The sequence below is a fragment of the Acidisoma sp. C75 genome (assembly GCF_054665095.1).
The window spans coordinates 112418-122179 of the sequence record NZ_BAAFHD010000011.1; the positions used below are offsets into that span (position 1 = coordinate 112418).

Annotated in this window: 10 protein-coding genes and 1 riboswitch; of the genes, 3 read left to right on the forward strand and 7 right to left on the reverse strand. The window is 72.8% G+C overall.

Annotation, left to right across the window (positions count from 1 at the left end):
• Positions 1-12: 12 nt before the first annotated feature.
• From cobJ to ACYQ7X_RS15200, 7 genes are read right to left on the reverse strand one after another with little or no spacing between them, the layout of a single operon-like run.
• The gene (gene cobJ, locus ACYQ7X_RS15170) at positions 13-780 is read right to left on the reverse strand and encodes a precorrin-3B C(17)-methyltransferase (protein WP_459697902.1); all 768 of its coding nucleotides are present in this window, start codon (positions 778-780) and stop codon (positions 13-15) included.
• Positions 777-1514 (reverse strand): precorrin-2 C(20)-methyltransferase, encoded by a 738-nt coding sequence (locus ACYQ7X_RS15175; protein ID WP_459697903.1) that lies wholly within the window; start codon positions 1512-1514, stop codon positions 777-779. Before ACYQ7X_RS15175 ends, cobJ begins: the two co-directional genes overlap by 4 nt.
• On the reverse strand, positions 1511-2143 hold the full coding sequence (locus ACYQ7X_RS15180; RefSeq protein ID WP_459697904.1) for a precorrin-8X methylmutase: 633 nt from the start codon (positions 2141-2143) through the stop codon (positions 1511-1513). Before ACYQ7X_RS15180 ends, ACYQ7X_RS15175 begins: the two co-directional genes overlap by 4 nt.
• Positions 2140-3240 (reverse strand): hypothetical protein, encoded by a 1101-nt coding sequence (locus ACYQ7X_RS15185; protein ID WP_459697905.1) that lies wholly within the window; start codon positions 3238-3240, stop codon positions 2140-2142. Before ACYQ7X_RS15185 ends, ACYQ7X_RS15180 begins: the two co-directional genes overlap by 4 nt.
• Complete coding sequence (locus tag ACYQ7X_RS15190) at positions 3237-6335, reverse strand: cobaltochelatase subunit CobN (RefSeq protein ID WP_459697906.1); 3099 nt, start codon at positions 6333-6335, stop codon at positions 3237-3239. Before ACYQ7X_RS15190 ends, ACYQ7X_RS15185 begins: the two co-directional genes overlap by 4 nt.
• Before the next feature lie 21 nt (positions 6336-6356).
• Entirely contained in the window at positions 6357-7385 is a 1029-nt protein-coding gene (gene cobW / locus ACYQ7X_RS15195) for a cobalamin biosynthesis protein CobW (protein WP_459697907.1), read from the reverse strand.
• On the reverse strand, positions 7382-7741 hold the full coding sequence (locus ACYQ7X_RS15200) for a DUF1636 family protein (RefSeq protein WP_459697908.1): 360 nt from the start codon (positions 7739-7741) through the stop codon (positions 7382-7384). Before ACYQ7X_RS15200 ends, cobW begins: the two co-directional genes overlap by 4 nt.
• 124 nt (positions 7742-7865) lie before the next feature.
• Positions 7866-8091, reverse strand: a riboswitch (cobalamin riboswitch).
• A gap of 9 nt (positions 8092-8100) precedes the next feature.
• On the opposite strand from ACYQ7X_RS15200, the gene cobU reads away from it, so the two are divergent.
• The 3 genes from cobU to ACYQ7X_RS15215 all read left to right on the forward strand — a co-directional run bounded on the left by cobU (position 8101) and on the right by ACYQ7X_RS15215 (position 9734).
• Positions 8101-8619, forward strand: a complete 519-nt coding sequence (cobU, locus tag ACYQ7X_RS15205) for a bifunctional adenosylcobinamide kinase/adenosylcobinamide-phosphate guanylyltransferase (protein ID WP_459697909.1) — start codon at positions 8101-8103, stop codon at positions 8617-8619.
• Entirely contained in the window at positions 8616-9230 is a 615-nt protein-coding gene (gene cobO, locus ACYQ7X_RS15210; protein WP_459697910.1) for a cob(I)yrinic acid a,c-diamide adenosyltransferase, read from the forward strand. The genes cobU and cobO overlap by 4 nt, the downstream gene beginning before the upstream one ends.
• A 207-nt stretch (positions 9231-9437) precedes the next feature.
• Positions 9438-9734 (forward strand): hypothetical protein, encoded by a 297-nt coding sequence (locus tag ACYQ7X_RS15215; RefSeq protein ID WP_459697911.1) that lies wholly within the window; start codon positions 9438-9440, stop codon positions 9732-9734.
• Positions 9735-9762 lie beyond the last annotated feature (28 nt).

A 9762-nucleotide genomic window follows, 5' to 3' on the forward strand; every position in this document is an offset into this window, starting at 1 on the left:
GTATGTCTGCGCTCACTGCGGCTTCTCTCCGCGCGGCGCATAGAGCCACTCCGGCCTGTCGCCCGCCCGCGCGATACGCCGCGTCTCGGCCGTGCCGATGAGCACGAGGCTGCGCATATCGGCCCGCGCGGCCGCCTCGCGCGCCTCACCGAGCGGCACGATCTCGATCCGCTCCTCGGGCCGCGTCACCGCGGTCGCGAAGATCACCGGCACTGTGGGCGGCAGGATGGCGGCGAGATGGTCGAGCGCGGCCTTCAACTGCCAGGGCCGGGCTTGCGAGATCGGATTGTAGAGGGCGATGGCGAGCCCCGCCCCGGCCGCGGCGCCGAGGCGGGCCAGCACCCTCTCCCACGGCTTGAGATTGTCCGAGAGCGACAGCACCGCGAAATCCGCCCCGAGCGGCGCGCCGATGCGGGCAGCTGCCGCCAGCATGGCGCTGACGCCGGGGATGATCTCGATATCGAGCGCGCGCCAGGCGGCGGGCCCGGCCTCCACCGCTTCGAAAACCGCGCTTGCCATGGCGAAGACCCCCGGATCGCCGCCCGAGACGATCCCCACCACCCCGCCGGCGGCGGCCTGGGCCAGGGCCGCGCGCGCGCGCGCCAGCTCCTGCCCGTTATCCGAGCTATGGCGGGTGAGGCCCGGCCGCGCGGCGACGCGGGCGACATAGGGCGCGTAGCCGTAGAGATCGGTGATCTGGCCGAGCGCCGCCTCGGCCGCCGGCGTGCGGAGCCCGGCCGCCCCCGGCCCGAGGCCGATCACGAAGAGCCGCCCGCTCATCGCGCGGTTTCCCGCCCGGGGATGAGGATCATCGAGAAATAGGGCGCGGGCGCGCCCGCCATCTCGGCCAGCGGCAGCACGCGCGCCTCCGCCATGGTGCCGCGCTCGATGTAATAGGCGCGCCCGGTGCGGCCGAGGCGGGCGATGACGCGGCGCACCTTGGGCAGGTTGCGGCCAAGCTTCATGATGACGGCGGCATCGGCGCGGGCGAGCGCCGCCTCCAGCGCCTCTTCCGCGAGCGTCCCGGGCAGGATGGCGAGGATATCGTCCCCATGCGTCATCGGCAGCGCCGCCGCCGCCCAGCAGCCGACCATGCCGGGAATGCCGGGCACGACCTCGACCGTGAAGCGCCCGCGCAGCCGATCGAAGAGATACATGGCCGAGCCGTAGAAGAAGGGATCGCCCTCGCAGAGCAGCGCGACATCCGCCCCCGCCGCCAGCCGCTCGGCCACCCGCGCCGCCGCCGCATCGTAACAGGCGGTCATCGCCTGCTTATAGGCGGCCTCGGAATGGGGGATTTCGACCGTCACCGGATAATCGAAGCGAAGCTCCACCGCATCCGTCCGCAGATGCGCCTCGGCCAGGTGGCGGGCATGCCCGCGATGGCCCGCTTTGGCGAAGTAGGCGATATGCCGCGTCTCGGCCAAGAGGCGCGCGGCCTTGAGCGTCAGCAGCTCCGGATCGCCCGGCCCCATGCCGAGGATGAGGAGCCGGCCGGGTGCGGTGCCGCTCACTCCGCGTCACTCGCCAGCGCATTGACGGCCGAGACCGCCATGGCCGAGCCACCCCGCCTGCCCTCGACGATGAGGAAGGGCAGCCGCCCGTCCGCCGCCAGCGCGGCCTTCGATTCGGCGGCGCCGACGAAGCCGACCGGCAGGCCGATCACCGCCGCCGGCATCGGCGCCCCGGCATCGACGAGTTCGAGCAGGTGGAACAGCGCCGTCGGCGCATTGCCGATGGCGACGACGGCGCCCGCGAGGCGCGGCCCCCAGAGATCGAGCGCGGCGGCCGAGCGGGTATTGCCGATGCGCCGTGCGATCTCCGCCGTCTCCGGCGCGTCGAGCGTGCAGATCACCTCGTTTCGCGCCGGCAGGCGGGCGCGGGTGATGCCATGGGCGACCATCTTCGAATCGCAAAGGATCGGCGCACCCGCCAGCAAGGCGGCGCGTCCGGCTTGCGCGAAGCCATGGCCGAAGCGGATCGCGCCCGCGATCTCCACCATGCCGCAGCCATGGATCATGCGCACCGCGATGCGGCTCTCGGCTTCCGAAAAGCGGCCTAGATCGGCCTCCGCCCGGATGATGGCGAAGGAGCGCGCATAGATCGCGGCACCATCGCGGAGATAGTCGTAACGGCTGGTCATGAGGCGAGGCTTTGCATCAGCGCGGGGATCTGCCCCAGGGTGAGATCGCGGTTGCGCGGGGTATCGGCGGCTTTCCCGCCGAGGACAAGATCGAAACGACCCGCACGGCCGACCAGCGTGGCTGCGGCCGCTTGCGGATGGGCGCAGCCCTTGGCGCAGCCCGAGACATGCCAGAGCGGATCGCCCCCGCGCCGCAGGGGGCTGAGCAGGCGCGCGGCCTCGGTGGTCGCAACCTCGCCCCGCAGGCAGGCAGGCGCGCCCGGGCAGGTGCGGAGAGAGAGCCTGCCATCCGCCGGATCGCTGATCAGCCCGTGTGCCGCGGCGGCTTCGGCCACCAGCCCCGCCCCCGCCTCGTCGAGCCCGGCGACGAGCAGCGTCTTCCAGGGTGTCGGCCGGAGCGCGCCATCGCCGTGGCGGATGGCAAGCGCGGCGAGAGCCTCCAGGGCCCCGGCGGTGAGCTGGCCGAAGGCCGGGGCGAGGGCGAGGAAGCCGCGGCCCTGGCCCGGTAGCCGGTGGTAGCCGAGGGCTGGGGCCTCGCCGCGGGTGGAGCGGCGCGGCGCGGCAGGCGCGAGGGCGGCGACGCGGGCGGGAAGCTCCGCCGCTGGCCAGGCCTCGCCATTCAGCAGCCAGCGGCCGTCCCGCGCGCGGATGGTGATATCGAGCGCCATACCCGCCATCGGCAGCGCCCCGCCGCCATCGAGCAGCACGGCGAATTTATCCGCGAGCCCCGCCGGCAGCGCGGCATCGATGGCAGCGGCGAGCGCCAGCAGATCGGGCGGCAGCGCATCATCCGCGCCGGCGAGCGGCGAGAGCAGCACGCGGCTGCCCTCGGCCTGGGCCGCGCCCGCCGCCACCATCGCCGCCGTGAAGGGCGCGATGCTCTCCGCCCGCAGGCCGCGCAGCTGCAGGTTGGCGCGGTTGGTGATGTCGAGGATGCCGTTGCCATAGGCGCGCGCGGCCTCGGCCACATGCTGGGCGAGCGGGCCGGCGATCCGCCCCTGCCAGGGCCGGACGCGGGCGAGGAAGCCATCGCCGCTTTCCATCGGCCGAAAGAGGCTCGGGCACCAGCCGCGCACCAGGGGCGGTGGCGCGCTCATGCCGCTGCTTCGGGCAGCAGCCCGTCCAGCGCGTTGCGCCGTGGGCGCCAGAGATCATCGCGGAGCGCGCGGGCGAAATGGTGCCGGAGCGCGGCCAGCGCGGGCGGATTGGCCTCGGCGAGAAACCGGGTGACCGCGGGATCGCCGAGCGTCGCATCGAACAGCAGATCGAACTGCGCGTCGAACCGGTCCGGCAGGGTGACGGCGAAGCCCGTCAGCGTCTCGCCCGCGCGGACGATCTCGGCCGCACCCCGGAAGCCGTGGCGCATCTGCCCCGCGATCCAGCGCGGATTGGCGGCCCTTGCCCGCACCACGCGGCGGATTTCCTCGGCCAGGCTGCGCGCCTTGGGGCTTTCAGGGCGCGCGGTATCGAGGTGATAGAGCGCGGGCGCCGCCCCCAGCAGATCGGCCGCCGCGGCGAAGCCGCCCTCATGCGCCGCGTAATCGGGGCTTTCCAGGAGATCGGTCTCGCCATGGTCCTGGATATGCAGGAAGGCGTCCGCCGCGCGCACCCGGGTGGCGAAATCGCCCTGGCCCTCGGCGGCGAGGCTGCCTGCCAGATAGGCGCGCGCGATGGCGCCCCGCCCCTGCGTGAGATCGACCCCGCTGCCGTAGCGCCCCGCGGCCGGCGCGAAGACCCAAGGCCCGCCATCGCCGGCGAGCGGGTTGGCCTCCGCCTCCTCGGCCCGCGCGGCGACCGCGGCGGCCGCCTGTTCGAAGAGCGCGATCTGCCCGGCGAAGGCATCGCGAAAGAGGCCGGAGACGCGGAGGGTGACGGCGGTGCGCGGCCGATCCAACTCGGCGGGGGGCAATATCTCGAAGCCGCTCACCCGCCCGCTGCCCTGATCCCACAGCGGGCGGACGCCGAGGAGGATGAAGGCGAGGGCGAGATCCTCGCCACCCGTGCGCATGGTGGCGCTGCCCCAGAGATCGAGAACGACCGCGCGCGGCCAGTCCCCCTGCTCCTGCCGGTGGCGGGTGATGAGCGCGCGGGCCGCCTTGGCCGCCAGCGCCATGGCGGAGCCGGTGGGGATGAGGCGCGGATCGAAGGTGGTGAGGTTGCGGCCGGTGGGCAGCACGTCGGCGCGGCCGCGCATCGGCGCGCCGGCCGGGCCGGGCGGGACGAACCGGCCATCCAGCGCGGCGAGCAGCGCCGCCGCTTCCGCCGGGCCGCAGGCATCGAGCCGCGCGGCCGAACCGGGCTCCGCCGCGAGATGGGCGAGGAGAGCGGCGCGGCGCTCCGGCGGCGGGCTCTGGCCGAAGACATGCAGCCCATCCCGCACCTGCATGTCCTTCACGTCGCACAGATAGGCATCCAGCCGGGCGAGGGCGGCATCCTCCTCCGTGCCCGGGGAGACGCCGCTTTCCGCGAGCAGGCCGGAGGCGCCGGCCTCGGCCAGGATCTCCCGCCGGAGCGCACTCGCGCGCCGCCGGTCGAGCCCGTCGGCCGCGGCGAATTCATCGATCAGCCGTTCGAGCCGGGCGGCAGCGCCCGAAAGCCCGGCGCGCTGCAAGGGGGGCGTGAGATGGCCGAGCGTCACCGCGCCGAGGCGCCGCTTGGCGGCCGCCGCTTCGCCAGGATTGTTGACGATGAAGGGGTAGATCACCGGCAGGCCGCCGATCAGCCGGGCCGGCCAGCAATGGGGCGAGAGGGCCGCCGCCTTGCCCGGCAGCCATTCCAGCGTGCCGTGGGTGCCGAGATGGATGAGGGCATGCCGCTCGCGCAGCGCGGCGTAGAAGGCCTGGTAGGCGGCCGAGGGCGGCGCGTCCGGATCGTGGTAGCCGGCCTTGCGGTCTGCCTGATCGGCGCGTGGCGGCTGGATGGCGACCAGCACCTGCCCCGCCTCCACCGCCTCGCCCCGCATGAGTGGGGAGAGATCGGCATCGGCCGTCTCATAGCCGGCGGCGGCCAGCAGGCGGAGGATCGCGCGCGCGCTCGCGAAGCTATCGAGCCCGACGGCATGGCCGATCTCGTGGCTCATGCCGCCGCCGGCGCCGGGATAATCCGAGAGGATGAGGGCGAGCCGCCGGGCCCGCCGCGGGGTGCCCGCGAGCCGCGCCCAGCCGGCCGCCCGATCGGCCGCGAGTGCGATGCCCTCGCCATAGGGCAGGAGCGTCGCGCGGCCCGCCGCATCCCGCTCCTTAAAGGAAATCGCCGTCGTCAGCAGCCGGCCATCGGCCTCCGGCAGCACGACCTGCATGGCGAGATCGGCCTGGGACAGCCCGCGGCTCGACCCTTCCCAGGCCGCGCGCGGGGCGCCGGCGAGCACGCATTGCAGGATCGGGCAGCCGGCCGCTTCCAGGGGTGCCGCGCAATCGCCGAGGCGGGCCGAAAAGCCGGTGAGGTTGAGGATGATGGCGGGCTGCCAGGCGCTCAGCCAATCCCGCACGAAGGCCGCGCTTTCGGGGTTCTTGAGGCTATCGACATAGAGGGCGCGGGTGCCGAGGCCGCGCGCCGCCAATGCCGCGAGGAGCGCGGTGACGGGGGCGACCTCGCCGGCCAGAAGGTGGGAGCGATAGAAGAGGATGACGGCATCGGGGTTGCCCTGCGGCACGCCGAAAAGGCCATGCGCCGGCAGCGGCCGCACGGGGGATGGCGGCTCGGGCCAGAGGCCGGCGGCATGCGCCGCGCCTTGCAGCGCGCGGGCCGCATTCTCCGCCCCACCCTGCCGCAAAGCCTCCCCGATCATCGCGCGGGGCGCGCCGGCAAGCGTGGAGAGCGCGGCGAGCTTCGGATCATCCCCCGCCCCCTCGCCCGGCAGGATGGCGAGCGGGATGCGCTTGGCGCGGCAGAGGGCGGCGATCTCCTCCACCCCGTAGCGCCAGTAATCGAGCCCGCCGAGCAGCCGGATGACGACGGCACGCGCCGGGGCGACGACCTCCTCGCACAATAGATCGACCGAGAGCGGATGCAGGAAGCGGCCGATCCGCTCCAGCCGCAGGCTGGGAAAGCCGGGCGGCAGCGGCGCCTGCGCGGCCGCGCCGAGATCGCTATCCGAGAAGGAGAGGAAGAGCAGATCGGCCGGCTGGCCGCCGGGCGAGACGGCTTGCTCCCCCTCCTCCAGCCCATGGCTCTCGCGGAACAGGATGTGCATCGCGCCGCGCCCGGCCGCCCCTCAGCCGAGAACCGCGGCGGCGATCGCCGCGCGATCGAGCCCACGGCGGCCGATGACGACGATGCCGCCCGCCGCTTCCCCCGGCTTCCAGGCGCGATCGTATTCGCAACGGAAGCGATGCCCGACGCCTTGCACGAGCAGGCGGAGCGGCTTGCCCTCGATCGCGACGAAGCCCTTCATGCGCAGCACGTCATGCGCCGCCGCCACCTGCTGCAGCCGCGCGATCAGCGGCTCGGGCGCGGCCTGGGCGGGCAGCGGCACGGCGAAGCTCTCCCAATCATCATGCTCGTGATCGTCCATCCCGTCGTGATGCGAGGGGCGGCTCGCCAGATCCTCCTCGGCGGAGGCGGCGAGGCCGAGGAGGATCGCGGGGTCGATCCGCCCTTCCCGGCTCGGCAGCACGCGGACGGCGCGCGGCAGGCTTGCCGCGATCTGCGCCGCGACCTCGGCGATGGCGCCTTCGGGCAGAAGGTCCGCCTTGTTGAGGAGCACGAGGTCGGCCGCGCCGAGCTGATCCTCATAGACCTCGGCCAGCGGATTGTCGTGGTCGAGCGAGGGGTCCGCCGCCATCTGGCGGGCCACTTCCGCGGGATCGTCCGCGAAGCGGCCGGCGGCGACAGCCGGGCCATCCACCACCGCGATGACGCCATCGACCGTTACCCGCTCGCGGATGCCGGGCCAGGAAAAGGCCTTGAGCAGCGGCTTGGGCAGGGCGAGGCCGGAGGTCTCGATCACGATATGGGTGGGCGGCTGTGGCCGATCGAGCAGGGCTTCCATCGCGGGGAGGAATTCATCGGCGACGGTGCAGCAGAGGCAGCCATTGGCAAGCTCGACGATCTGATCCTCGTCGCAGCCCTCGAAGCCGCAGCCTTGCAGCAGCCGGCCATCGACCCCGAGCGCGCCGAATTCATTGACGATGACGGCGATCCGCCGCCCCCCGGCATGGGCCAGGAGATGGCGCACCAGCGTCGTCTTCCCCGCGCCGAGGAAGCCCGTGATGATGGTGGCGGGAACCCGGCGCGCGCTCATGCCGCGGGCTCCAGCGCCGGGATGCGGCCGATCACCGTCTGCCGCAGGCTCGGCGGCCGGCGGCTCGGCAGCAGGGCGCCCGTCTCATGGGCGGCATAGGCGCGGGCATAGAGGATGAGATCGGCCGCATGGTCGGGCGTCAGCCGGCTCATCAGATAGCCCCATTTGCCGGGAGCGGTGATGGCGATGCTGCAGCCCTCGCCGCAGCGCGAGAGGCAGGAGACCGGCGCGAGGCGAAACGGCTCCTCGGGCGCCATCAGCGCCGCGATCGCGGCATGGAGGCGCGCGCCGGGGCGCGGCTCCTCGGGATGCCCGCAGGTGATGCAGGCATGCAGGGTGGGTTTCGGCTCGGCCAAGGCACTCTCCCGCTCTAGTCCGGCCCGCGATGCGTCGGGGCAGAAACGGGGGTGCGGCCCGAACCGCGCGGCGCGGATCGGGCGAAGGCGAGCGAGACGCATTCCAGGGCACCCCGCCCGGACCGGTCCGTCTTGGGCGATGGCAGGTCTCCTGGCTCGCGGATCAGGCGCCCGGGGCCGGCGTCCTTCCCAGGCCAAGCTTGGCCCAGTGGAAAATGCCGGTCAGGCTCTCCGCTCACAGTTGCGGGGGCAGCCGCGGCTTGGGATGGACCTGCCATCCGCACCGCATTCCCTTTTCATCCTCCGACGGGCGAAACCCGGCTGGAGGAACCATCGGCGATGATCTAAGAGCCGGGGCCATGCCCCGTCAATCATCTCAGGGCGTGACGCTGATCCTCGGCGGCGCGCGATCCGGCAAGAGCCGGCATGGCGAAAGCCTCATCACCCGCCTGCCCGCCCCTTGGGTCTATATCGCGACGGCGGAGGCCTGGGACGCCGAGATGGATGCGCGCATCGCGGCCCATCGGGCGCGGCGCGGTGCGGGCTGGCGCACGGTGGAAGCGCCGCTCGCCCTTCCCGATGCGCTGAGCGCGGCGGGAGAGGCGCCGGTGCTGGCCGATTGCCTCACCCTCTGGCTCACCAACCTCATGCTGGCGGGCAGCGATCTCGATGCCGAGACCGAGCGGCTGCTCGGCGCGCTCGCCGCCCGACCAGGGGAAACCGTGCTCGTCGCCAACGAAGTCGGCCTCGGCATCGTGCCGGAGCATAAGCTCGGGCGGGATTTCCGCGATGCGGCGGGGGTTCTGCATCAGCGGGTGGCGGCGGCGGCGGGGCGCGTGCTCTTCATGGTGGCGGGGCTGCCGATGGTGGTGAAATGAGCGAATCGGAAGCCGAAGCCGCCGCGCGCTGGCGCGAGAAGATGGCGCGGCGCAAGGCGGTGCAGGATGCGGAAGTCGCGGCCAAGACGCTGACCAAGGGCCTCCTCATCGTCCATACCGGTCCCGGCAAGGGCAAGAGCACGGCGGCGATGGGCCTCGCGCTGCGCATGCTCGGGCGCGGCCGGCCGGTCGCCATCGTCCAGTTCATCAAGGGCGCCTGGGAAACCGGCGAACGCCTGGCCTTCGCGGCTTTTGGCGAGCGGCTCGCCTGGCACAGCATGGGCGAAGGCTTCACCTGGGAAACCCAGGACCGGGCACGCGATATCATGGCGGCCGAGCGCGCCTGGGCGGAGGCGGAGCGGCAGATGGCGCGGCCCGAACTCGGGCTTCTCGTGCTCGACGAACTCTGCATCGCGCTGCGCTACGAGTATCTGGTGCTCGATTCGGTGCTGGCGGCGCTCGCAGCCCGGCGGGCGGATCTGCATGTCGTCGTCACCGGCCGCAATGCCCCGGCCGGGCTGATCGCGGCGGCGGATCTGGTGACCGAGATGGCGGCGACCAAGCACCCCTTCAAAGCGGGCGTGCGCGCCCAGGAAGGGATCGAGTTCTAGGCCCGGCGGGGCCGCGAGCGGCCCTGTCGCCAGCGAGGGAAGCGGGGTGCGCGGATTGGGCGGCCATCGGCGGCATGGTTCGGGCGGTCGTTCATGGGTTCTTCAGGGCGTCCTCACGGGATCGTCACAAACATCTGTGTAAGCCTCTGCTACTGCGCTAAGAGAGCAAGCTCGCTCTTGCGCCTTGCTTTCAAAGGAGTATTTCGGATGGCCAAGTTCTCCCGCCTCGCTCGCGCCCTGCTGGTGCCGGCAGCGCTTCTCGCTTTGCCACTCGGTGCCGCGGAGGCGGCGAACATGCAGGCGGCCAAGGCCTGCGCCGCCAAGCTGCCGCCGGAAGCCAAGACGATCTATGCCGCCGCCGCCCCGAAGGTGACGCCGACGACCGATCTGCGCAGCCTGCTCAAATCCACCGTCTTTGGACTCATCATGCAGGGCGCGGTGAAATCCGCCGATGCCCGCGGCTCGGCGATCGCGGCGGCGCATTGCCTCAAGGATCTCAAATAGCCCTTCGGGCGCCGCCCGCCGCCCCGTA

What these genes read in the sequence shown, in the direction of transcription:
- ACYQ7X_RS15215 (WP_459697911.1), top strand. Translation starts at nt 9,438, where the DNA reads ATGGCCAAGTTCTCCCGCCTCGCTCGCGCCCTGCTGGTGCCGGCAGCG.
- ACYQ7X_RS15180 (WP_459697904.1), bottom strand. Translation starts at nt 2,143, where the DNA reads ATGACCAGCCGTTACGACTATCTCCGCGATGGTGCCGCGATCTATGCG.
- cobO (WP_459697910.1), top strand. Translation starts at nt 8,616, where the DNA reads ATGAGCGAATCGGAAGCCGAAGCCGCCGCGCGCTGGCGCGAGAAGATG.
- ACYQ7X_RS15190 (WP_459697906.1), bottom strand. Translation starts at nt 6,335, where the DNA reads ATGCACATCCTGTTCCGCGAGAGCCATGGGCTGGAGGAGGGGGAGCAA.
- cobU (WP_459697909.1), top strand. Translation starts at nt 8,101, where the DNA reads ATGCCCCGTCAATCATCTCAGGGCGTGACGCTGATCCTCGGCGGCGCG.
- cobW (WP_459697907.1), bottom strand. Translation starts at nt 7,385, where the DNA reads ATGAGCGCGCGCCGGGTTCCCGCCACCATCATCACGGGCTTCCTCGGC.
- cobJ (WP_459697902.1), bottom strand. Translation starts at nt 780, where the DNA reads ATGAGCGGGCGGCTCTTCGTGATCGGCCTCGGGCCGGGGGCGGCCGGG.
- ACYQ7X_RS15185 (WP_459697905.1), bottom strand. Translation starts at nt 3,240, where the DNA reads ATGAGCGCGCCACCGCCCCTGGTGCGCGGCTGGTGCCCGAGCCTCTTT.